This window comes from Clostridium sp. C8-1-8 (assembly GCF_009928445.1).
Taxonomy (GTDB): domain Bacteria; phylum Bacillota; class Clostridia; order Clostridiales; family Clostridiaceae; genus Clostridium_AR.
Genome location: NZ_JAABNO010000035.1, coordinates 14,935 through 39,626, shown reverse-complemented (window position 1 = coordinate 39,626; position 24,692 = coordinate 14,935). Strand labels below are relative to the sequence as shown.

At 30.8% G+C, this 24,692-nt stretch carries 21 protein-coding genes; 7 read left to right on the top strand and 14 right to left on the bottom strand.

The features are described 5' to 3' along the window. Nucleotides 1-338 precede the first annotated feature (338 nt). From GXK57_RS23125 to GXK57_RS23110, 4 genes are all read right to left on the bottom strand, one after another. Nucleotides 339-1,571 carry an MFS transporter gene (locus tag GXK57_RS23125; RefSeq protein WP_160680377.1) on the bottom strand — a complete coding sequence of 411 codons (1,233 nt, stop codon included), beginning with the start codon at nt 1,569-1,571 and terminating at the stop codon, nt 339-341. Between the two features lie 407 nt (nt 1,572-1,978). Then, on the bottom strand, nt 1,979-2,452 hold the full coding sequence (locus GXK57_RS23120) for a MarR family transcriptional regulator (protein WP_160680376.1): 474 nt from the start codon (nt 2,450-2,452) through the stop codon (nt 1,979-1,981). 169 nt (nt 2,453-2,621) lie between these two features. Next, entirely contained in the window at nt 2,622-3,347 is a 726-nt protein-coding gene (locus tag GXK57_RS23115) for a DUF2812 domain-containing protein (RefSeq protein WP_160680375.1), read from the bottom strand. A 13-nt stretch (nt 3,348-3,360) separates the two neighbouring features. Continuing rightward, the gene (locus tag GXK57_RS23110) at nt 3,361-3,687 is read right to left on the bottom strand and encodes a PadR family transcriptional regulator (protein WP_160680374.1); all 327 of its coding nucleotides are present in this window, start codon (nt 3,685-3,687) and stop codon (nt 3,361-3,363) included. A 485-nt stretch (nt 3,688-4,172) separates the two neighbouring features. On the opposite strand from GXK57_RS23110, the gene GXK57_RS23105 reads away from it, so the two are divergent. Then, nucleotides 4,173-4,826 (top strand): class I SAM-dependent methyltransferase, encoded by a 654-nt coding sequence (locus tag GXK57_RS23105; protein WP_160680373.1) that lies wholly within the window; start codon nt 4,173-4,175, stop codon nt 4,824-4,826. A 349-nt stretch (nt 4,827-5,175) separates the two neighbouring features. Here the strand turns inward: GXK57_RS23105 and GXK57_RS23100 are convergent, their stop codons facing one another. The 4 genes from GXK57_RS23100 to GXK57_RS23085 all read right to left on the bottom strand — a co-directional run bounded on the left by GXK57_RS23100 (nt 5,176) and on the right by GXK57_RS23085 (nt 8,266). Next, the gene (locus GXK57_RS23100) at nt 5,176-5,973 is read right to left on the bottom strand and encodes an alpha/beta hydrolase-fold protein (RefSeq protein ID WP_160680372.1); all 798 of its coding nucleotides are present in this window, start codon (nt 5,971-5,973) and stop codon (nt 5,176-5,178) included. 203 nt (nt 5,974-6,176) lie between these two features. Further along, nucleotides 6,177-6,617 (bottom strand): DUF3237 domain-containing protein, encoded by a 441-nt coding sequence (locus GXK57_RS23095; RefSeq protein WP_160680371.1) that lies wholly within the window; start codon nt 6,615-6,617, stop codon nt 6,177-6,179. Between the two features lie 139 nt (nt 6,618-6,756). After that, the gene (locus GXK57_RS23090) at nt 6,757-7,176 is read right to left on the bottom strand and encodes a MarR family transcriptional regulator (protein ID WP_160680370.1); all 420 of its coding nucleotides are present in this window, start codon (nt 7,174-7,176) and stop codon (nt 6,757-6,759) included. Between the two features lie 658 nt (nt 7,177-7,834). Then, a complete protein-coding gene (locus GXK57_RS23085; RefSeq protein WP_160680369.1) occupies nt 7,835-8,266 on the bottom strand; it encodes a hypothetical protein in 432 nt (143 codons plus the stop codon). 328 nt (nt 8,267-8,594) lie between these two features. On the opposite strand from GXK57_RS23085, the gene GXK57_RS23080 reads away from it, so the two are divergent. Further along, nucleotides 8,595-9,398 carry an aminoglycoside adenylyltransferase domain-containing protein gene (locus GXK57_RS23080; protein ID WP_160680368.1) on the top strand — a complete coding sequence of 268 codons (804 nt, stop codon included), beginning with the start codon at nt 8,595-8,597 and terminating at the stop codon, nt 9,396-9,398. 582 nt (nt 9,399-9,980) lie between these two features. Here GXK57_RS23080 and GXK57_RS23075 read toward each other — a convergent pair. Continuing rightward, nucleotides 9,981-10,928, bottom strand: a complete 948-nt coding sequence (locus GXK57_RS23075; protein ID WP_160680367.1) for an IS1 family transposase — start codon at nt 10,926-10,928, stop codon at nt 9,981-9,983. 552 nt (nt 10,929-11,480) lie between these two features. Here GXK57_RS23075 and GXK57_RS26935 point away from each other — a divergent pair. Beyond that, nucleotides 11,481-11,708: a GrpB family protein gene (locus GXK57_RS26935; protein WP_160680366.1), complete on the top strand. Its 228-nt coding sequence runs from the start codon at nt 11,481-11,483 to the stop codon at nt 11,706-11,708. Nucleotides 11,709-12,594: 886 nt separating this feature from the next. On the opposite strand, the gene GXK57_RS23060 is transcribed toward GXK57_RS26935, so the two are convergent. Continuing rightward, the gene (locus tag GXK57_RS23060) at nt 12,595-13,482 is read right to left on the bottom strand and encodes a GNAT family N-acetyltransferase (protein WP_160680364.1); all 888 of its coding nucleotides are present in this window, start codon (nt 13,480-13,482) and stop codon (nt 12,595-12,597) included. 475 nt (nt 13,483-13,957) lie between these two features. Here GXK57_RS23060 and GXK57_RS23055 point away from each other — a divergent pair, with 475 nt between their 5' ends. Both GXK57_RS23055 and GXK57_RS23050 read left to right on the top strand, forming a co-directional pair. Next, nucleotides 13,958-14,617 (top strand): FusB/FusC family EF-G-binding protein, encoded by a 660-nt coding sequence (locus GXK57_RS23055; protein WP_160680363.1) that lies wholly within the window; start codon nt 13,958-13,960, stop codon nt 14,615-14,617. Nucleotides 14,618-15,238: 621 nt separating this feature from the next. Beyond that, nucleotides 15,239-16,795 carry a diguanylate cyclase gene (locus GXK57_RS23050; RefSeq protein ID WP_160680362.1) on the top strand — a complete coding sequence of 519 codons (1,557 nt, stop codon included), beginning with the start codon at nt 15,239-15,241 and terminating at the stop codon, nt 16,793-16,795. Nucleotides 16,796-17,157: 362 nt separating this feature from the next. Here GXK57_RS23050 and GXK57_RS23045 read toward each other — a convergent pair whose 3' ends face one another. The 3 genes from GXK57_RS23045 to GXK57_RS23035 all read right to left on the bottom strand — a co-directional run bounded on the left by GXK57_RS23045 (nt 17,158) and on the right by GXK57_RS23035 (nt 21,836). Then, nucleotides 17,158-18,933 (bottom strand): diguanylate cyclase, encoded by a 1,776-nt coding sequence (locus GXK57_RS23045; protein WP_160680361.1) that lies wholly within the window; start codon nt 18,931-18,933, stop codon nt 17,158-17,160. A 508-nt stretch (nt 18,934-19,441) separates the two neighbouring features. Further along, entirely contained in the window at nt 19,442-21,220 is a 1,779-nt protein-coding gene (locus tag GXK57_RS23040) for a diguanylate cyclase (RefSeq protein WP_160680360.1), read from the bottom strand. After that, on the bottom strand, nt 21,189-21,836 hold the full coding sequence (locus GXK57_RS23035; RefSeq protein WP_160680359.1) for a hypothetical protein: 648 nt from the start codon (nt 21,834-21,836) through the stop codon (nt 21,189-21,191). The genes GXK57_RS23040 and GXK57_RS23035 overlap by 32 nt, the downstream gene beginning before the upstream one ends. 469 nt (nt 21,837-22,305) lie before the next feature. Between GXK57_RS23035 and GXK57_RS23030 the strand changes: the two genes are divergently transcribed. Together GXK57_RS23030 and GXK57_RS23025 are read left to right on the top strand one after the other, a co-directional pair. Beyond that, entirely contained in the window at nt 22,306-22,530 is a 225-nt protein-coding gene (locus GXK57_RS23030) for a DUF1659 domain-containing protein (RefSeq protein WP_160680358.1), read from the top strand. A gap of 67 nt (nt 22,531-22,597) precedes the next feature. Next, nucleotides 22,598-22,813, top strand: coding sequence for a DUF2922 domain-containing protein (locus tag GXK57_RS23025; RefSeq protein ID WP_160680357.1), 216 nt, complete (start codon nt 22,598-22,600; stop codon nt 22,811-22,813). A gap of 1,217 nt (nt 22,814-24,030) precedes the next feature. Here GXK57_RS23025 and GXK57_RS23020 read toward each other — a convergent pair. After that, the gene (locus GXK57_RS23020; RefSeq protein ID WP_160680356.1) at nt 24,031-24,381 is read right to left on the bottom strand and encodes a hypothetical protein; all 351 of its coding nucleotides are present in this window, start codon (nt 24,379-24,381) and stop codon (nt 24,031-24,033) included. Between the last annotated feature and the right edge of the window lie 311 nt (nt 24,382-24,692).

Sequence of the window (24,692 nt, the reverse complement as noted above, 5' to 3'; positions counted from 1 at the left end):
AAGTATTTTTAAATATAGTTTTCTCCGTTGCCACTACTAAAAAATACCCACCCACATTTTTTAAATACATTCATATATAGTACTGAAATTTACTACTATCCCCCTTAAAGCCTTGTCCAAGATGCATTTCCACTATTGATATGATAAAGCCTTATAGAACATAGCCACTTAATGTAATAATCTAATTATATTTCTAAATTCTATTTATAAAGGCTGGCTCTATATGAATTTCTATCTTCATAATATAGTTCATATTTTAAAGCCCTTCCTTTAGAAATATACATTTAAAAAATAGCTTTGAGGTCAAAGCCGTACTTCTTTAAACCTATGGCTAATAATTATTTAGAGTATGAACTATTATATAAAACTGATGCTGCCACTGCTATAAGAATAATTCCCATAAAAGCTGGTGCGGCATGGCCAAGTGCTGCATATATTTGGCCTCCGATGATAGGACCAATCATTCTTGCTAAGGCCTGAATAGATTGACTACCTCCTTGAATCCTTCCTTGTTCACTGGAATCCACAGACTTAGATAGCATACCATTGAATGAAGGGCCAAAGATTGAATCGCCAAAGCCAAATATGAACATTCCAAGGATCAAGAATGGATAGAAGGTGAATAAAGCTGATGCTGCAATAAGACTGTAACCTATGATCTCCGAAACCATTCCAAGTATGGCTATTTGTGCATCACTAAGTTTTCTTAACAGCCTAGGCATTATAAGCCCTTGTGAAATAATGTCTTGAAAGCCCATAATGGAAAACATAAGACCGATTAGTGCAGGCTTCCAGCTGAAAGTGTCCATAGTGAATTGTGAAAAAACTGCTTGCAAAGATCCGTTAGGTATCCAAAGTAAGAATGCTGATATAAGAAGTCTATTTAAGTTTTTCATTGACAATATGTTTGCAAGTTGTATAAAAGGATTTAGTCTTGTAAGGGTTATTTCTTCAAGTCTATTATTCTTAGCAAGGCTTTCAGGCATAAAAAAGTAGCCATAAACAACATTGACTAAGGTTACTGCTGCTCCAAAGTACATTGGTACTGAATAGCCAAACTTAGCAAGTAGACCTCCTAGGGTTGGACCAATTACCGTTCCTACACCTACAACTGCACTAATCCAGCCGAAGTACTTGGTTCTTTCCTTTGCAGGAATTATGTCTGCAAAATATGCGAAGATAGTACTTATGCTACCACCGGTTACACCTTCTATTATTCTTCCAGCAAATAGTACCCACAAAGCTCCGCCTATACCAAAAACTAAGTATCCAGCTGCGGAACCCAAAAGGCATACTAAAAGCAATGGTCGACGTCCATATTTATCACTTAAAGCTCCCAGTACTGGAGCAGCAAAAAATACGCACACTGCATATACAGATGTCAGCATTGTAACAGTTATCGCCTGCTGTCCAACACTACTTGTATAAGGCTTAACTAAGAATGGAACCACTGGTGCTATGATACTAAAGCCTATTCCACAGAGGAATACTGATATAAGACCAAATATCAAAGCGTGTCTGTCTACGGTTTGTTCTACATTCTGTTGATTGGGTGATTTAGATTTAAACATTTGAATTCTCCTATCTAAGGTTGTATTTTTGTTTCCAAGGAAACATAATTGTTGTATTCATCGTATAATGTTTTTGTTTCCTTGTCAACAAAAAAATCAAATTCAAATATATTATTTCCTTCACTAGACTTCACTAATTTTTATCATACATAGCTTTTAAGGAATACAAAGGCTCACTGAAATGCTATTCTTCAGTGAGCCTTTGTTGCGCATATGCCTTTTCATAACCTATGTGAAGAAATTTTAGCAGGCGACATAATTTTGTACTGTTCACTCTAAACAGCTACTCTAATTCATTGATATTACCAGGTTTAGCCCACAAAAAATTCTATTCTTTACTTAACAACAAAAAACAGCCTCCTCCCAAATGAGTTGGCTGCCTATGGTTTCATTTTCATTATTCAAATTTACTCTGGCTTATTATTTATATGGCTTTTCTTTATTTCTTCATCCAAATGCTTACTATACTTTTCTATAAATTTAAGCATACCATCAAACTGCTCCTCTGTAACATCTTCAAATATTATTTTATCACGCTGTTGGAACTCTTGGTGCAGCCCTTCATGGATTTCATAAACCTTTTGCCCCTGATCTGTAAGCCTAAAATAGATTTCTTTTTTATTATCTGCCTTTTGGTAGCTTTCAATAAGACCTTTATTTATGAGCTTTTTAGTTAATTTGCTTATAGCACCATTAGTCATATAGAAGGACTCAGCAAGTTTGGTCACGTTAGGATCAACATTGCTTCCAATATATTCGATACAATGTACTTCAGAAGACTTATAGTCCTTAAGAATATCTTCCATCTTAGTTTTATTAAGTGAAGCCATCTTGTTAAATAAGCCCCTGAATTCATTCATGACTTGTTCGCCTTTGTTCATCTCTTATCCTCCCGCTAATTGGTACATTAATACTATTATATTAAATTATTGTTTCTCTTTCAACAATATAGAATAGATATTGTACAAATAAAGCTGTTAGTGTTTATGTTTTATATTTCTTTAATGAACAAAACTTCTCTTATTTAGAATAAGCTTTTGCTAACACTATCTATTTCAAAGATTTTTTATATTTTTTAAAACTACTTAGACCAATATAAAAGTACAGTGCACTTAAAATAAAATAGAATACTGTTCCAAATGCTCTCTTAGAAAATAGATTTGTTATTGTAAATGCTAAAAAAAGTAAAGCAAACCCAGTGTTAATAATTCCTAAGCTTTTGTTCATAGTGCCTGACTTCATCTTCCCAGTACTTTCTATTTTATTAACTCTATATTTATAGGCAACATAAGGCATAAAATTAAATACAAATACAAACAAATCAATTATCACAAGAACAAATAGTGGCCAAAATAAATATTTTGAAATTATCACACTAAAAATCATTAAAATAATTAAAAGTATTCCTACTATGAAGGAAAAGATGGATCCTTTCTTGGTTCGTATCCTCATACTCTCATACTTATCTGTTTCTGTGTTGTAGTCTGTATAGATAGGTTTAGTTCCAGGCTTAGCTGAAAATATATGCATGTTCCCAGCTGAGCAAGCCTTCTTCCAACCTGCTACCTCAAACAAGGAAAAATACTCCTCATCTGCATCAGATTGATAATCTAGACAATATACAAGATCTTGGGGTTCAGCTTTCTTAAATTTGTAGAAAAATCCTAAAGCGAAGCCATCGATTATCCACCCTTCACTAGCGTATTTCTTAAACTTTTCCATATCCTCTTCTTCACTAAAGTCAAGACCACCGCTCATTACATATTTGTTTTTCATAAACTCCAACTCCTTACTCACAAGATAGAAATTTTTCAGCAAACTTTATCATCTGTTTTTTTCTTCTTATCTCATTTTTCAGCATCTCTCGTCCCTTTTCCGTTATCCTATACACCTTTTTATTTTCTTCCACCTCTGAGCTTAACTCCACTAACTCTGCTGATAGAAGCTTTTTCAAAGTAGTGTAAAGTGAAGCCGGTCCAATATTTACTTCATTATCAGTAAACTTTTCAATGGCCTTCATGATCAGATATCCGTGTTTTTCCTCGATTACACTGGCTAAAATATAGAAAGCAGAATCAGTTAATTCACCAATATCTATAGAATCTTTTCTCGGCATAAACTACCTCTTCTCCTTTTTCACTATATCATTAAATGATATATCATTTAATATAATATATCATTTAATGATATACTTGTAAACCCCATAATATACATTTTTTATAACATTTTAAATAATTCCTAAAGGAACCTAAATATAATTTAAAAGGTTATTTCCTATATTTTTATTTCTTTTAACTATTGTATCTTTCTATAACATTATTGCTTAAAAAATGCTATTAGGATAAATTTCATCTAGCCTTTATCTTAGCTTCTTAATTTTTCGATTTAGTATTTTATTAAACTGAGGTTACTTTTTCAATTTATAGGATTTTACGAAACAGTTAAAAACACTTGCACCCCACCCACTACAAGATGTATAATTTAGTAAACATTTCCTAAAAATAAACCTATGTTGCTGATATCACAGCTAAATACGTAAATTCAGGGAATTGTATTTTTTCAACTACAAAATAACTTTTTTATATTAAAGGAGGGAAAACAATGGGGTTTGAGGCTGAAGATATGGATGTACATTTCAATAAATGTGCTTCTGATTATGACAGACATTTTTACGAAGACCTTGGTATGAGTGAATTTTATGATGAGATTGAGAAACAGATTATTAGTTGCGGTAAGCCAAAAAACATTTTAGTTCTTGGCTGCGGTACTGGCTTGGAAATAGAAAGAATTAAACATAATTCTACAGTTACAGCCATCGATATTTCACCTGGAATGTTGGAACAATTGAAGCAAAAGAACCTACATCCAACTGTGGCACTAAACACAATCTGCGGTTCATACTTTGATGTTCCCTTTGCAGAAAATAGTTTTGATCTTGTACTTTCAACTTATTCCTTGCATCATTTTAAGCTTGAACAAAAGGCAAAGCTATATAAGAAGATATACAACTCATTAAAAACAGATGGGTATTTCATAAATGGTGACACAGCTTGTAGTGACAAAGCTACTGAAATCACCATGCTTAAACTTGCTGAAGAGCTCTATGAAAAGCAACAAGTTCCTTTTGGCACTATTCATATTGATGTTCCACTTGCACTAGACACTGAACGCACTTTACTTTCTGATGCAGGTTTTAAAAGTATTACATTAGAGAAGAGATGGACCAAGGCTGCATTAATTAAAGCAGTAAAATAAAAACTTTTAATTGATATTTTCAGATAACTATATAATTATCTTGTGCATAGACTTCTTAAAAAGTTTTTACAAGCTTAATTTATACTTGTTGGAAAATTTCAGTTTCTCATAGCTTCATGGAATGCATAAGTTGAAGATCTAATTATGAAATCTTTAGATAATAGCCACTTAGAAATATATATTTGTGCATATATATATCTTAATAAAAGGCTATGTTTTGAAATAATGTTGATATATCATAAATTATAAGAGAAGCCTAAAGTGGCTTCTCTTATAATTTGAACCTATTTCTTTATGGTCATAAACTTATCTTGCCAAATAAGAGATATGATTGGCGTAGTAACTAATCCTACTTAAATATTCTCTTAGCGAAATTGTACAATGCATTTTTCCAAACGCCAAAGTCGTGGTCTCCATCCATTGTATACCATTGATGAGCAACATTATTTTTCTCTAATACCTCATGATAGGTGTTAGCAACCTTTCCAACTATTCTGTCGTTATTACCATTGCACATCAATATAAGCTTTGGTGTCTTCTTGCTACTTGGGATATTAAATTTCTCTTCTTTAAGCTGCCCCTCGTAGGAAAGCTCTGAATATGGAAGTAAGCCTGGAGCTGGTGAAAAACCTCCTATATACGCAAAGGTATCTAACATGGAGAATCCAATGTAAAGAGACTCTCTTCCCCCCATAGAAAGTCCTGCTATAGCAGTATCCTCCCATTTAGTGCTTACTGAATAATTTTTACTTATGAAAGGCATTAAGTCATTCTTCAAATCATTTATAAAATTATCAAAGGCTGCAATGTTTTCCTTACTAAGTATATCCTTTGGTACACCCTCTTCTGCGCAGGTTCTTACATTCGGTAAAACCACAATCATTTCTGAACATTGTCCTTGAGCCATAAGGTTACCAATTATATTCACCGGTTCTCCTTGAAGCCATTCTGTATAAGTTCCACCAATACCATGTAGCAAATATAGCACAGGGTACTTTTTCGACTTATCATAACCTGCTGGAGTTATAACAAAACATTTTCTTGTGGTTCCTGTAGTTGTTGATTCATATCTTACATCATTCAAGGTACCATACTCTACATCAATCTTCTTTTCATCAAATCCAATAGGTGTTTCCCAAATATTCATTATTTAATTCTTCCCTTCTACACTTATTATTTTAATTAAATCTTTATCACTTATATACAAACTCCATTTTTAAAGCTGTTCTACAAATTTCTGACAGCAGTTCTTATCTAAATTAAATTTCCACCACTCATATACCAAGTCTATTTTCTAAATCTCATTAAGCTTACCATCGGAGTTTTTAAATTCATAAACTTTCAGATTTGCTATTTTAGCTTGTATACTTTTATATCCACAAAGGGTTCTTTATCGCCATTAAAGTCAAGCTGCCCCACAAATACTCCATAATTCAAATGACTATACCTACTGTTGTCATCCACTTTAAATCTAGGTATGGTCTTAATTACTTGCTTGTCTGCCCTATTATCCATATATCCTTCATTTTCCACAGAAATAAGCACCTTATCTTCCGTTTGAATTACATACTTTGCAAAGGCATGGGACAAATTTTCATTTTTTATCGTATTCCAATCAGCACCTCCAGGAAGTACAATACCACGGACAGTTTGTCCTTCATTATCCAGACATTTAAAAGTTCCTCCTGTAATTGGTATAACATTTAAAAAGCCCTCAATATTTTCACCTATTTCTTGTATAGGCCCAATCTTTACCTCCAGCGATAAAACTAAATTAGCTTCAAGTAACATATTAACGCCCCTCCTTCTTTAAGTTTTATTCTAATTATTTAAATTTAATTATATAAATTGGCACCCTGCTATAACTAAACCACTATAGTTATACCTAGGGATTTTAGACTTGTGTTTTCAATACTCCAGCTTATAATAGCTACTTAATATTTTCATAAACTCTCTCTAACATTGATAGAAACAGTTCTTTTTCTTCTTCAGCAAAGCCCTGAAAACTTAGCTCTTCAACCTGATCTACTATCTTACTAATGTCTTTTTCCATAGCTCTGCCTTTTTCTGTTAAACTAACGCTTAAGGATCTTTTTCCAGAGGTATAGCTTTTACTCTTCCTAGTTATTAATTCATTCTTCTCCATACTAGGCAATATACTAGTGATAGTAGCAGGCTCAACATTACAGGCCGCAGCCAGCTCCTTCTGCATACATCCATCCATATCTTTTAAAACTTCAAGTATTTTAGGCTGTCCTGGTGATAATCCAAGCTCCATAAACTGACTTTGACTTCTCTTAGAGTGAGATGCCATTGTTCTAATTAATAAATTATGAAATTTACTTCTCATTCTACTGCTCCTTTAAAGTAAAGTTGTATCTATCCTATTTATGCAGCACATCTTCAGCTGTCTCTTAATTTATACTTTACATATATCTAAAATGTAAGTTAGATATCTAATTCGATATATAACTTATATTAGCATCAGTTGTTTTTAATGTAAACATTTAACTGCATAGGTTAGCAATAAACTGACAATCCTATCTTATATAGTTAAGAAATATATAAAGTCAACTTTCCAGTTAATTCTTCCCAATCTACCTTCCCTTGAATTCTTAACCTCTTAAATTCTAATCTCTATTCTTAAATTGTTATATTTATATATTTATAAAATCATATAAATATATAGTATCCATGAGGTTTTCCGCTCCCTATAAACTTATTTTACAAGCCAAACCTTAAACCCAACTTAAATATTCTATGTAAACTACTCTATGGGGAATTTGATATTTACATTGTTTAAGTTTTCCTGTCAGGAACCAGAAAAGTTTTGAAAATGGATTTCATATTTAATAGATACATTTTCTGAAAGGTTATATTTTTATAGAATTTATAGTTTGTCTAATATATTGCTTTATTTATAATACTTAGCTTCAGCAAATATAAAAGCCTATGCTAAAATAATCATTAAAGCATAGGCTTTTATATTTAATTTCCAATAACTTATACTAACGCTTTTTTACTACGACCACTTTCTTTAATTCTATACCAATCCACATTAGAAAAGTTGGAAGAAATGCTGCAATCAAGTAAACGAACGGACTCTTTATATTAAAAATATTAATTATAGGTAGAAAATAGGCAGTGTACAAACCGTATGTTAGCCAATTAGGGTTTACTATAGGACCAAATCCCATTGCAACAACACTTATTATCCAAACCACTGCCCCTATTCCAAATATTATAGCCACAGATTTAAAGTTATCTAGTCTTGATCCCATCCTTTCCATAAAAAACCCACTTAATAAATACATTATAAATATTAAGGCAATATTCACCATTAAGATGCTTTTACCAGGCAATTTATCCGTGAATGCATAGGATAAATATGCTAATACACATATAATTACATGCGCCTTTAACGCTTTATAAAAATTCATTAATTAACCCCCTTATTAATTATTTGTACCTATAATGCTATAATGAACTTTTGTATACCTTATTAAATAAGATCTGTATTTTTCAGAGAATAGATCTGTACTTTCGTAATAAAACTTACATTTTCAAATTCTTTTCTCAGTTAACTTTCTAATTTATGCTTTTGAAGTTTTTCCAAATCGTAATTTATAATCAAAGCCAATTATAGTATAATATGCCTAAATATCAATTGGAATAAAAAGGTTGCCAAAATACTTTTATTATTTTGAGCAAATCTAATTGAAATTTTAATACCTTAATCCAATAGTCCTAATAAGCGATGTTAAAATTATGTGTAGCAGAATTCCGGATATTATATATCCTTTATTAGTGGAATATGAAGCAAGTATAAAACGATCTTTTGGTACTAATATATTTGGAGTATACATATATAACTCTATATCATTAGGCGCTTTTGATGTAAACAAAAGTGACATCGATTTTATTACTATACTAAACGAAAATTTTACAACTGAAGAATTAATCAGATTGAAAGCTATACATAAACAATTAAATAACAAGTTTAAATATGCTAAAAAAATGGAGGGTATGTATATTACCAAAGAAAAAATTGGTAAGACTAATGGAGATATAAGTCCCTATCTATATTTTGCCCATAATAAAGTTCATAACTATGGGTATTATGATATTAACTACGTTACGTGGTGGACCTTACAAAACAAAGGCATTCCCATAAATAGTCCTGACATTACAGTTTTAAATATCAAAGTTAATTGGGATGATGTTATAGGTACAATGAACTACAATTTAAATACCTACTGGAAGAATAAACTTGCCAATAAGCTTGGTTTTTTCACTGCTGATTCCATTGAGTTTTCTATATTAACTCAGTGTAGGATTTTGTACTCCCTTGAGAAAAAGAACATAACTTCTAAATCTAACTCTGCCAGATATGCACTTAACACTTTACCTGATGACTTTAAATTAATAGTTAAAGAAGCATTAAGAATACGAGAGAACGGCACTAGCAAGTCTTTTTATTCCTCGAAAATAAAAAGAGCCCAAGCTGTTAAAGACTTTATAAATTATACTATAACTTATTGTAATCATAAGTATAAGCTCACCACTGTATAATATTTTAAATACAAACTTTAATTTATTTATCTTTAATTCATATACCTCATATATAATTTATGCTTATATGCAATATTAGAGTTTTTAGAAGATCTCCAGAGTTGATTATCATTGCATGGAGACTTATACCCAATCTAAAATAGCTAATAGTTTCATAGATTTTTAGATACAGATACTTACAGCAATACTAGTATACCTATAACTATATTCTAGAAGCCTATGTCAATGTATTTAAAAAATGTTGGGGAGATTTTTTCGCCTTAAAAATCTGCTTTATTTTCCTTCATTTTCTTTATAAAAACTTAATTTTATATATGAATTTAGCGCAAGTTTCTTCTTAAAGTGCCTGTCCCATTGAGCACCTAGGCTGTTGTGTTTTCATTGCCTATGCGAATGTATTGAAAAAATGTTGGTAGGGTTACTGTGCAAATAACTCTATCCAAATTTCTCAACACTCACAATATTTTCCCTTTTAGTCCATGCTTTCTATTGCTATATCTATGTTAATGTATCTAAATAATGTTGTTTTTATAGTTAACAGTGATAAATAATGAAAAGACTTTACTGCGGATAGTTTTGTTTTTAAGCTTCGATCCATCTTGATGGTTCTTTGAGATAACCTTGGGAATTTCTTAAAATATTAGTTCTAATAAAGTTACTTTCTTCAAGAAAATTTTCACCCATTAGCTTCAAGCAACTTGGGTTTTCCTTGGTATTTACCAATATATAAAGTTCAAGATATCTTTGTAAGTATTTTGTGGCAATCCCTCTGAAAACAGCTATAAACTCTTTGATATTTCTCCTTAAATATAGTATTCTAGGATCTTTTTCAACTTCCATAAGTCTTTTCTTGTTGTACTCTTTAGCAATGGTTTGTACATACCCATCCCTATGATATGGCACAATATAAGCTTTTTTATCTACCCTTGAAAATATCTTTTCTTTAAAAAATTTCATTTTTATATGAGGCTCTACTGAAGTTGCAAACATAGAGTCATTACTAGAAATAGCACTAAAAACCCAAATACTCTTTCTTGGATTCCTTAAATCCCACATATTCCATTTACTTTCCTTTATTTCTTTACTCTTCATATCTCTGCAACCTTTAAAACTTTCTTTAAAGAATACTTTTCCAGCATGAACAACTCCACTTAAAACCTCTTTCTTTTTTTCCGAGGTTAAACTGTGAAGAATCTTATGGCGCCAGTAGAATGCGGTAGTTAAGCCTATTTTCAATTCTTTAGCAGAAAATCTTAGAGATTTCTTTTCTAAAGTGAATTCAACAAACTTCATCCATGTTTTAACATCTTTTTTAGAATAACTCCATAGTGATCTAGTAGTACTAGAGAAAGACTTGTCACAATTTTTACACTTATATCTTTGAATATGATTATAAAATCCATGTTTATTAAATTCTTCGCTGCCACACTGCGGACAACATTTAACTTGGCGACTTTTGTAATAATCTTCTTTTGAAGTATAGCAAATATTTGATTTATCACCATTAGCTTTAGTTCTCATTTTCACCATGGAAACCCTCTCCAATATCTCTTAATTAGCCTTGTGACAGTATTTAGGACTACGTATGTAAAGTTACATATGGTGTATAAAAACGCATACATCTAATTAATTTCTTAAAGTTACAAAACCTGTAAGCATATTGTATTTAATGTATAATATGTTATAAAATAGTTTTTTAACCAGACTGGTGCATCTTTATGTCTCTTTAGTGAAACTATAGACGCCTGTATTTCACCATATTCTATTTAAATTATTGACTCATATCTTTCTTTCTAATCCACTTTTTCAATAGTATATGAACTATATTAAGTAGTTCAAAAGACTTCAAATATTTAAAGATGACGAACTAGTAAATGCTAATATTTTTTACTTCAAAGCAATGTATCAAATTTGTATATCAAAATAAAATGCTTAAAAATAGAAATCCATTGCATGTATGACACGCATAGTATTTAGGAAATTATTCTATAATAAGCGTGGTTAATAACTTTAGTTTAATAAACAGTAGTAAATTATGATGAAGTAAAATATTGCAAATATGAATTCAGAGAGGCTGGCTAAGTGATTGGATTAGCGAGAGGAATTGTTAAGGTTGTTCCGTATAGTTTTAGTTGGAATGGGGCTTACAATAATGAAGAAAATTTATTGAAATACTTGTTGGGTGAAAAAGCTATAGATATTCAACATATAGGAAGTGCATCAATAGAAGGTCTTGACTCTAAGCCAATTATAGATATTGCTCTAGACGTCAAATCATTAGATGATGTAGATAATTTAGAGACCTTTTAGAAGCAAACGGAGACTAATTTGGAGATAATGCAGTGGTTGAAGGTCGCATAATGTTTGCTAAAGGATGTGAAGACGTTAAGACTCACTATTTACATATAGAAGTAATTTATGAATAAATATGGAAAATCATATCAATTTTTGTAATTATCTTCGGTTAAAAACGGAGGCAGTTGAGGAATATTCAAGCTTAAACAAGGAATTATCCATAAAATATGCCAATGATAGAAGTTCATATACAAATGGGAAGAATGATTTCATTAAATCTATATTAAAAAGGCAAAAGAGGAATTTTCATCTAATGAACATATTACCTCAAGTTAGTTATTACATTGCAATTTTCTTATATTAAAATTATAGTTGGACAATCCCATCTATGATTTTAAAGGCTACATTTCAACATTATATTAAAACATAGCCTTTAAATAAAATCACCAACATTAAACACCAAACACATTTTTTGAATACATTTGTGTAGGTATCATATAGCATATCTTCACCTAGAGCTTGATTAAATTTAATTAATAGGCTCAAGTTTATAATCCCACACTTTTCCAGGTATTGCATCGCACACATTTTTTGAATACATTCATATATAGAGTTAAAACTATATCTCCTCCCCCTCCCCGCTTCAAAAATATTATATCCTTATCCTTTATCTGATGAATATTGAAAATTAATTTACCAGGGCTTTTATTTAATAACTACTATCACTACAGTTTTCATTATCTGTTATGAAATAAACTCTCTTCCCTATCACTAAAATACTTGCGATTTAGAATACCTAAGACTACCTCATATTTACAAAAATTCAATGTTTATTAGTTCTTTGAAATACAAAATAATAGTTGTTTTTTTAGTATCCATAGTAACTAAAGTTATAGTTGCTTTAATACTTTCTTTCATATATATTTGACACCACTGTATCATAAAAACCTGTTTTATTATAAAGTCTTACTGCAGCATTATTTATTCCTGTGCTTAAATATATGTTTTTCACATTTTGCCTGTTGGCATCGTTAATAACATGATTTATCATAGCCTCTCCTATCCCATTTTTTCTAAAACTTTCATTCACAACGAGGTATTCAAGTCTTGAGAAATCTACATCTTCTAAGTAAGCCCAAACAACTAGTCCAAGAATATTCTTTTCATTATCCAGTACACAGCCTACCTTATATTCATCTCTGAGCAATTCATTAAAGTTTTCTCTATCTCCGCCCCAATGAAAGGTTCTATCTAAGATATGAAAAATATCCTGACTCTTTGAAACTTCAGTCTTGTCCAGTTCACATACTTGCCATTTAACTTGTTTTATGGATTTATCAACGTCATATTTCATTTCTCTTTGGGTGCTTTTATATTTCCATCCAGTAGCTGTGTAACTTTCATTTAAAGTTTGATTTTTATCAGTACATACTCCTAATAGTTTTTTTAAAGAATATCTTTTGCTTTCTAAAATTAGTTTTATAATGTCACTAACATTTTCCTTAACGAAATATTCCTCCACTAGTATGGGACCAATAAAATATCCTTCGCTTTCTCCTTCAGTATATAAGAATCCCCCCATACCAATAGGCTTATCTTTGTCAAATATTAAGCATATGCATTCACTTAATTTATTGTCATAAAGTTCAACCTCTGATATTAACTCTTCTATCCCCTCGCATCTTGGATATCCTATCCCCATATTAGTATCTTCATTTGAAGCCTTCAGCAATCTATCAACAAAATCATAATTATTATCTTTATAATATTCCATTCTAAATTCTTTCATAAAAATCTCCCTTCCACTTACTTTTATAGTTTTTTTCATATGTTTAATTATACTTGATCCCAACACACTATCTGAGATATTTTACATTACATAACTAATTCTACTTATAATACTGGGCGTCCCTATCGCTACTCAGATGAATATCAACCTAAGTCTAATATGCTCACAATCCATACAGAATCATTTATTAGATTGAAGCAATATTAGAAATCATGTTATCATTGCCCTGTGGAAATACAATTATAGTAGCTTTCTTATTTATATGCTCATACCACAGAGCATGTTCATTTTAGGAATATTACGCAATAGTTTATGATATTATTAACATATTTGTTTTAGAGAATGTTAAAGTAAAACTTTTTTAGTATTCTTAGCTTAAAGATAGATTAAGTAGGTCCAGAACATTGTTAGGTCTTCCACCAAGCAAAATACTATCTATTAAAATCACATATTTAGAAATGAGGTAAAGATCCACATGAAAACTTTTATAAGGAAAAATCAATTTAATTATATAAAAAGATGCTTAAACGACTTGGCCAATAACTACAAGTCTTGTGTAGATATCAATGTTGTTGAAGCTTCTAAGGCTTATACACAGGATAAGATATTTAATTTATTTACTAGTTTATCTGAGGAAGAAAGAGAAATTCTAAACATAATCAGGCTAAAGGAAGCATCTCAAATCGATAGTTATTTAGCCGAATTAGCTAGTTATGTCTATGGCATGCCTACTGTCACTGGTGCACAGATAAGTAAATTATTTAAGAAGGAAAAGAAGCTTAAGTTACCGGAATTAAATCAAGAAGCTTCAAAGAAGGTTTATCTAGGCTGGATAGATAAAGCTAGTAACAAGCTATTTGTAGCCTACAATATGGATGATAAACTTATAGGCATGGCCTGTAGAATAACCAGTGGCGGTTCCAGCAAGGCTAATATATGCTCTTTGTGCAACTGCATTCACATGGATAATGAAGTGATCTTTGTTTCACCTATTTGTAAAGTTTCAAATGCTGGAGAAGGCGGGTACAAATCAATAGGTTTTAGCATTTGTGCAGATAGTGAAAAATGTAATGAAAGAATTGAATCAGTAGAGAATCTTGAAAAGATTTTAAAGGATGTTAATAATATAAAGTAATAAAGACATTAAACCTAGGCCTAGCTCTGCAAGCTATAAGAAAAAGTACTACAATCAATATTTCCTAGCCTAAATCAGCAGCAATAATGATTTAGGCTATTTTTCATTGACTTTTCTAAAAAAAAATTAAGTATAATCATAATAAATGGAATAAAAAGATTGAACTGATTTTGCTGATATAAAGAGTTCATCTACACTCACGAAACGACACATGTGTTGCTTTGCACGTAAATCTGATTACGGTACAAAAGAGCTATAGATTTTTATGGACATATATGAAAAACTATCTATTACCACAGAAAATTAAGCAACCCATATATAAACATATGTAAATTCATATAAACATATATAAATACACATAAACATATGCTTACATATTAAGGTACTTACAAATCATAATAAAAAAAATATAAATCTATTAAATATTTTATTATGATTTTAAATAAATACAATATAATGTCGAATTTTCGTAAATTTTGTTTATTTTTGCGGTATTTTTTTAATTTCTTTTACTTTCTAATTTAACTTTAAGCCTTTGGCTTTACATTATTTTCATTGCTTTAGCTTGTATTAAAATGATAAAATAAGACAAGTCTATAGTATTAGAAAGAGGGTATGCATATGCCGTTTCAACTTATATTACTAAGTATATACTTTTTTTTCGCAGCATTGCTTGCAGGACTTTTTGCTGCATATGCATTTTCAAAGGGAGGCAACTGTTTAATAAAAACTTTTTCAGCCTTGTGCCTACTAGTAAGCATATGCTTATTTGGTTATTTACTGGAACTTAATAGTAACTTACTGCCTCAGATGGTGTTCTACAATCTCATTGAATACATTGCGTTGCCATTTTATCCAGGCTGCTGGCTTTTGTTGTCACTAATACATACAAAAACTATTAGAACCGTTAAAAAGAGTGTTGCAGGTATAATATTTCTGATTCCTATTATAACCTTTTTAATAAGATTTACTAATCCATTACACCACTATTATTACAAAACAATGACCTTAAAAGAACTTTGGGGCTTGAACTTTCTGTATTTAGAAAAGGGGCCTTGGTACATAGTTTTTAATTGTTGTATGGTGCTTTATCTCTTAATATCAATATTCGTCTATATGAGAAATTATAAAAAGGTTACTGCTTTTGAAAAATCCACTTATAAAGTTATGATTTTATCTTCATTACTACCCTTTATAGGTTTGGTATTAATACTAGTTAATCCTTGGCAATTAGGCCTTAACTATATAGCACTATTATTACCTTTTTCCCTAAGCTTGATTTTAGTAGCACTTTTCAAATATGATTTTCTTAAGTTAAAAACCTTGGCTAGAGAGGTTTTATTCGAAAAAAGCACTGATGCTATGATTTTGCTGGATAATACTAACAGAATCATGGACCACAACACTACAGCAGAAAGTATTTTTAGCGAATTGAAAGGTCAAGTAAATGGAAAGACTATAGAATATGTGTTATATAGACATCCAGACTTTATTGAGGCTTTAAAAAGTGACTGTAACCAGGACATAAAATCTATCTGCGGAAGCAGAGAAGTATATTTTGAGATAAAAATCCTAAAGATCACAAATGACTTTGGTGTAACAGTTGGAAGGCTTATAAATTTGGTAAACATAACCGAAAGGAAAAATGCTCAAGAAGCTCTTAGCATATTGGCTACCACCGATTCTTTAACAGATTTGTACAACAGAAACCGATTTGAAGAATTAGCCAAGCTTACAATGGAAAGAGCAAAGACTTACAATACCACTTTTTCACTGCTTATGATAGATATAGATCATTTTAAAATAATAAATGATACCTATGGACATGGTGCAGGAGATGTAGTGTTAAAGCATTTAGGAAATGAGATGAAAGGCTATTTTAGGAAGACAGATATATTGGCCCGTCTAGGTGGAGAAGAATTCATTGTTATTCTTCCGGATACAGATTTAAAAGATGGTGAAAACCTATCAGAAGTATTTCGCAATATGATTTCTAAGCGACCTGTAGTTTATGAGGATAAATCAATATCTTTCACTTTAAGTATTGGAGTTTCAAGGTTTGATTCTAAACTAAATGATTTTGACGAAATAATGAAGCTTGCTGATGATGCCCTATACCAATCAAAGAAAAACGGTAGAAATAAAGTAACTACTAAGATTGCTGTTCAGAAATGTTAAACTGTCAAACAAACAGCCTACCAAGCTAAAATGCCGATAAGCTATTCATTAACAAAGAACAAACGGGCTTGAATTTGTCAGGCTTATAACCTAATTTTATAATATAATAATAGTACTCTACTAAGATATAGTGTTAAACATAGCAAATACTAAAAGCTCTCATTTCCAATTATAATGGATAAGAGAGCTTTATTTATTCTTATATTTACTATTCATCTATTACTAATTATTAGCATTTATTACTATTCATATAATTATTTTTTCTGTAATTACTTTTTACAATCAATTTTCTTGTTACTTTAAGCCACATTACTTAAGGCTACTTCTTTTTAAATCACCTTAAAATGCTTCCACTTAATAAATTATCTTAATATACTACCGCTGCTGGCTTTAGCTTCATATAGCATGTCATCAGCTTCATTGATAACGGCTTCAAAATATGTGCTTTCATCAGGTGTACATATTGAATAACCTAAGCTAATAGATAGCCTATAAGGCTTTTTAGCTGTAGCATTGTACACTTGGAAGTTGTTATTTATATTTTCTATTAGACTTCTTGCATCCTCGTTGGAGGATTTGTTTAGTGCTATGGCTATGAACTCATCACCACTTACCCTTGCAACTATGTCTTCTTTTCCAAAGGATCTTCTTAGTAGAGACGCAGTCCTCTTTATGGCTTCATCTCCCTCTTTATGGCCAAAGGTATCATTTATTATCTTCAATTTATTTAGATCACCGTAAAATAAAGTGAAGCTGTTTTCATTCTCGAGGCAATCTTTGAAAAGAGCTTCTCCTCTTTCATAAAAACCTCTTCTGTTTAGAAGCCCAGTGAGTTCATCAGTATACACTGCCTTATTTTCTTCAACCAATTTTTCTACTTCCATAAATGCATCGGAGAAATTTGATGCAAGAAGATAGGATTGAGAAAATATAAAGATAAAGAATCCAGCTGGTATTAGTGAATTCGTATATATTATGCCTGCCTGAAGGATTATATCATGTATAACACTAATCACAAATACAGTAAAACCAAATAATATTATCAATGCTCCCTGATTCTTATTCATAACAGCTTTGATAATCATGTATAAAATATATACAAAAAGGGCCAGTATCCATATTTCATAATACAGTAGAAAATTATCATAAATTTGTATCCTTGTAAATATTGTTACCAAGCTGACAACTATTGATATAATGTTCATGAGCTTTACTAATTTTGATGAAATCTGATTACCCAAAATTTCTTTAAAAAACATTATTATAAAAGGTAGCGAACAATATACTGTGAGGTATGCAAGCTTATTGAATAAAGAAAATGATATATTAGGAAATACATCAAAGATTATTCTCTCACCTACTATCGCATTTCTCAAAGCGATTAATAAACAAAATACTCCAAAATACAATGTGGCTTTATTGCTTGGCCTCTTATAGTAAAGTGCAAAATGATATATCCCCATTATAAATAAACATCCAATGATAAATGCATCTGAAACAACACTTCTTATATAATCGTTTTTCAATTGTTTATTATAACCTATGTAGATGTTTTGAACCTTACCAGTTACATTATTATAATTGGACATTTGAATAACTATCTCATTCTCAGCTCCATCATTTTTAAAAAATGCAATCTGGTGTTCAAAGCTTCCCAAAGCACTATCTGCATCCCTGCTTATCTTTCCAGTGGAAGTAACTAATTGTCCATTTATCCATATCTTTGAGGCTGAAAGTATGTACTGACTTTTTATACCATAAAGTGCGTCTTCATTAGGCTTAAGCTTAACCTTTAGTCTAAGGGTAGCATAGCCAAACTTAGGTAGCTTTTTTTTGTTAACTGTAGTAACGAAACTGCTTGGAACCTGGAAGTAGTCCACTGAAGCTTTATCATAATTTCCCTGCTTAAAGTCCTTTGGTTCTAATAGTTCTCCACTATATATTTCCCACTGTCCATCCAATTTGGCAAGTCCATCTTTTTCAAAATTCCAACTGCTTAAATCAATTCTTCCATCACTAGCCTTCGCAATTTCACTTTTCCCGGTGCTAATAGACCCAAAAATAATGAATATAATTAAAAATAAAACCATAAGCACTAAACTTTTTCTTTTTCTAAGTAAATTATCTTTTTGTACCATTACCAATAGTCCTTCCGCGAATCTTCTTGCCTAATTTAATAGAATAATACTATGCCATAACTAGTAAAGTCTAAAACCTTACTCACAGCACAATAAACATAAAGTAACATTTATTGAATAATATAATTAGCTTTCATAAATATTATGTTATTTATACAATATTTCCACTATTACATATAGAATGTTTTTTGTCAATAAATACAAAGATTTTTTCAACTTTATTTAACAGTATTATACTTACAATTGTAATCTAATCCATTGTTTTTTGAACATCTCATTTAATTATCTATTATATATAGTAAACTAAACATTTCATATAAGACATAACCTACTGTAAATCAGTATATTTTCAGTAGTAAAAAACCAAAAAAAATCTTGAAAGAAGATTTTTTCTTTCTCTACTTTCAAGACTATTTTCTCTAATCTAATTAACGTAATCCTTATCTATTTTTTCTGACCTAATTGATAGTGCTAAACTTCTCTCCTCACATTGACCTTACTAAGCAAGCTATCCTTCTCTACTCTTCTTAGCTTGGTAAAGCATATTGTCAGCCTCATGAATTAATTCTTCAAAACTTTTATTACTTTTACCATTATATAAAGAGTAACCTACACTGATTGTAAGCTCATAGGGTTTTCTAGAAACCAAATTATATTTATTAAAATTAGTACTTATCCGTTCCAAGATTTTCTCTGCGTCATCAAAGGATCCTTTATCTGCTACCATAGCAGTAAACTCATCTCCGCTTATCCTTGCCACTAAATCGTCTTTTCCAAAGATTCTCTTTAGAAGAAAAGCAGTTCTCCTTATAGCTTCATCGCCTTCCTTGTGTCCAAAGGAATCATTTATTGACTTTAGTTTATTAAGATCTCCATAAAACAATACAAGGCTTCCGCCTTTATTAGCTACCTCATTAAAGATTTTTTCTCCACGCTCGTAAAAACCTCTTCTGTTAAATATTGTTGTTAATTCATCTAAATAAACCGCTTTATTTTCTTCTAATAGCTTTTCTATCTCAACATAAGCGTCAGAAAAAACAGCTGCCATCATGTATGACTGTGAAAATACAAAAATTAAAAATCCAAAAGGCAAAAGTGAATTTCCCTGCTGCCATCCAAGATGCAAAAACATATCATGAAATATAGTAATTATAAAAATGATAAACCCAAATAATATTAGCGTAGCTCCATTCTTACCACTAATAACAGCCCTAATAATAATATATAAAATATACACTAGCAAAACTGTGCCATAAATTTCATAACCTACCAGAAAGTTCTCATACACTTCTATATTTGTAAATATCGTTGCTGTAGCAAGCAGTATTGATATTGTGTTTATCCCATATACTATCTTCGGTGAAAGCTCTTCAACAAAGAATTCCTTAAAAAATAAAACTATAAATGGTAAAGGACAATAAACCGTCAAATACGCTATCTTATTAAACAGCGCAAAAGTTATATTAGGAAAAAAGCTATAAACAATTCTTTCTCCCACTAAAGTATCTCTTAAGGCAACAAATAAGCAGAATATAGCAAAATATAGTGGAGCCTTTTTATTGACTCTCTTAAATGCCAAGGCAAAGTGATATATGCTCATTATGAAAAGTGCACCTATAACAATGGAATCTAGCACTACATTTTTAGTATATTCCCGCTTTATATCCTGTGAATAGCCTATATCGATACTTTGAAACTTACCAGTGACATTATTGTAATTAGAAGTTTCTATAACAATCTCAACTTCATTTTTAGTATTCTGAAAAAAAGCCATATTGTGCTCAAAACTTCCTACAGCTCCTGCTGCAGAACTAGTAACTACCCCATTAGCAATCAACAGTTTACCATCAACCCATACCTTTGAAGCAGAAAGAAGAGATTGTGTTCTTATACCATAGAACTTTCTATCTCCATCCTTTAATTTAACTCTAAGCCTAAAGGTTCCATAACCTGACTTTGGAAGCGTCTTATTACTTAAGGTTCTTTTGAAAGAATTAGGCGCATTAAATAAGTCTCTTCCTTCTTTATTATAGTTATCCTCATTAAAATCCTTTGGTTCTATTAGCTGGCCATAATATAATTCCCACTGTCCATCAAGTCTAGCAAGTCCATCTTTATCAAAATTCCATTTACTTAAATCAATTTTTCCTTGTGCAGCTTTCGGTATACTATTTTTAGGTATTCTAGCACCTACTAAAATAAATATCACCAAGGCTAATGTTAGGACAAGCCAGATTAGCCTAGTATTAAAATATTTATTTTTCAGAAACATCAATTTGCGGCCCATCTACAAGCTGTCCCCTTTTTATGAAGGGTAAGCTGCCTGCATTTGAAAAATCCTTTGGTTCATAGCTATTAGGTGGATATTTTTCACTTAATAGTCCCATATGAATATAGGTATCTGATATCAGTTTACTACAGAAATAATCTCCATTGTCTACCGCTTTACCTAAAATTCTACCTTCAAATACTTCTTTTTTAAGGTCGAACTCAGTTTTAGGGAAAGTATCCAAATGAACTTTTTCTATAAAATCTTTAAGCTTAAGTATCATATCCTCTGTTATATCACAAGTATTATAACGAATCTGGAATATATTATCCTTCTTATCCTTCAAATCTGTTATAAGTCTCTGTTCTAAGTCAACTAGCATAGGACCTATCTTAGTTCTATTTAGCTCAACATCCTCTAAGTTTACTAAGGTATTAGACTCCCACAAAAGTAATTTGTCAGTAGACTTTATACCTAAATCTTCCGGTCTTACTACCATCCCTACATGAGACCAATGACTACCTGTCAAAAGCTCATTTATCTCGCTGCTTATAAGCATTCCATGAAATAATATAAGGTCTCCAGTTTTTAATTCATTCTTGATTTCATTATAAAATACAGTATTATGTTCCACTATGTAACGCAACCTCCTACGCTGTTTAATTCTACAAAAATTATGTTATATCTACATTATTTTCACTATTACATATAGCAAATTATTTGTCAAGAATAATATGGTTAAACCCATATATACTGGAAAATGTCTTCTAGTAAAATTCTATAATTTTAATTTTCTACTACATTTCTATAACTATATTCTAGTAACAAAAGAAAGATTTTCACTAACGTATAAATAAAAAATTTATTTTCCCAAATTACCATGGTACTGACATATATCTTAAATGAAAGCGTTAGTTCAGCACTTGATTAATCACTTAATTCTTAAGTTTTTTCTATAAAAAGCTGTATATTTATAAGCACCACTTATTTCAATTAATAATATCACTATGCTTAGAGCTCAGCATAGTAGTAAGGGTTAGGTGTCCACAATTTCAAAGTTTGCTGACGCTTCAAATTCTAATAATAAAAAGGAGGAAAACATTATGGCAGTTAACAAAGTTTTAGACTCTACTACATTTTCTATGGAGGTAGAAAGCGGTACTGACAAAACTGGAGCAAAAATCTACAAAAAGAAGACTTATTCTGGAATAAAGAAAACAGCAGCTCCAGAGTCTGTATTTGCTGTTGCTGAAGCTATAAAAGCTGTTTTGGCAAATGGTACTAGAGACTACTACCTAAACGAAGCATCTAAGCTAATTAACGGGTAATTTTTCAGACAATCCAACTTCACATTCTTAAATTCAATAAATTAAAGGAAAAGAAAGGAGATCAATCATGGAATATACATTATCTTTAACATTCGTAAATGTCGCTGGGGACAAGGTTAATTTAAGCATAGCAGGTGTAAAACCTGATATAACAAAGGATGAGATCAACAGCCTCATGGATACCATAGTAGCTAAGGATGTATTTGAAAGCAAAGGCATAGCTTTAGCTTCCAAATATGGTGCTCAGCTAAGCCAAAGACAAACTACTAAGTTTGAGCTATAATCCAAACTACTGATTTCAAACTATAGGACAAGTTTCTAAACTTTAATCATTAAACAAGCTTCTAGTTTTTTACTATAGCTAAAAACTAGAAGCACATTAATTAAATTAATACCCCTTATAAATATAAAGTAGCTGAAGCGCCCATAAAATGCCCTTGACATAAGGTCCATTTTACCATTCTTCAGCTACTCTTTTTGCTATTAGCTCATATATTTTAATCTTATATTGACCGCTTCGATGTCAAAGCTTTTATACTCCTGATATTTTGCCCAGTGGATTAAATCATTATATTGTGAATCCTTCGGATCTACCATTATGTTAAGAAACTCTTGATATCAATCTATACAGCCCACATCCTCTAGAATAATGTTGCAAGCTCACTTTCTTTGGAAATGCAATGGTGTTGGTATTACTATTTCAACTCTATATAGGTATGTATTCAAAAAATGTGGGTGAAGTTTATAGGTGCAGTTACTTGACTGAATCTCATAAGAATAATCTTATTTAAATAGTTCTCTTAAAGTCACATAACTTTAATTGAATGGATTTCTAAATCCACTGCTGAAATTAATTCTACTCTTAAGTTGATTTCTAACTACTGTAATGATAAAAACTATAGGAATTTTTTAAATTTCTTTCCTACAATCTATCTTTTGTAGGTGCTGCACTTGTATTGGTATAACTAATCTAACTCCCTATGTCTATGTATTTAAAAAATGTGTGTGAAGTTTATAACAGTCTCTATTAGGTTATATATAGTTATAACGATATTGTTTAATCAAAATACTAATAATTAAAATTACATACGTTCATAAGAGCACCAGTAAAGTTCTTAACTATATAATAACAACATTTTTTAAATACATTCATATAGACACTGAAAACACCATCACATACATTGCCTAAGGCTTGTATATTACAAATATATGAAGGTGGCTACATCAATATCCAAATAAGTAATGCTTACTTTTCTTGCAATTTACATCTTTTATCTCGAAGTTCTCAGCTCATAAAGAAATGATTTTTCAAAATGGCTTTCATGATGAAATACTACATATCTAGTACAATAAAATGCTTAACTATATGATAACAACATTTTTTGAATACATTCATATAGGCACTGAAAATACTAACACCCATACTCCCTAAGTCTATATTTCACCAATTCATAAAGAAGCCTTAACCTATATTTAAAGATACACCACTCCATACTTTTTTTAATTTAGGCTATATTGAAGAATAACGCTAATAACATAAGTTATTAAAGGTTCAAATGTTTCTGCAATATTCAGTTCCACCAAGCCATCTTCGTATTCAGTAACTAAATCTTTCTTAGAGTTCTTTAATGTTTGTACTATATATTCGGTATCTTCTTTATTTAATGAAACTGCTTTTTCATTATTATAGGTATCAAACACCTTTGCCTTACTTAGGTCTCCTTTAGGATATATTTCATTCTCTGAAATATTTTTAGCTGTGCCACTTTTTATACTGCCAATTATAAATATAAATAGAATACAGAAAATTATTAATGCTGCCGTGGTTATATTTTTATTTATTTTCCCCATATACATCACCACAATCCTATTTATTGCCCCCAATTAATGGACATAAAAAATAATTGGATGTTTATTAAATTATATATGGTACAATTCAAAATATTCAAAGATTTAGCGTTTATTATACATAAATTGCTTCTCAAATTCTAACTTTGTTGTAAAGTGCCCTCTAAAGGTAATCCTACCACTTATAGTTAGTACAATTAATTCTTTGACTTTGCATCATTTTTTTAACTTTCCACCCTAAATAGCTATGCTAAACACTTGATATCACTGGGTTTAGCTAGTACAAAACTTTATGCTGATCTTAACAATAAGGC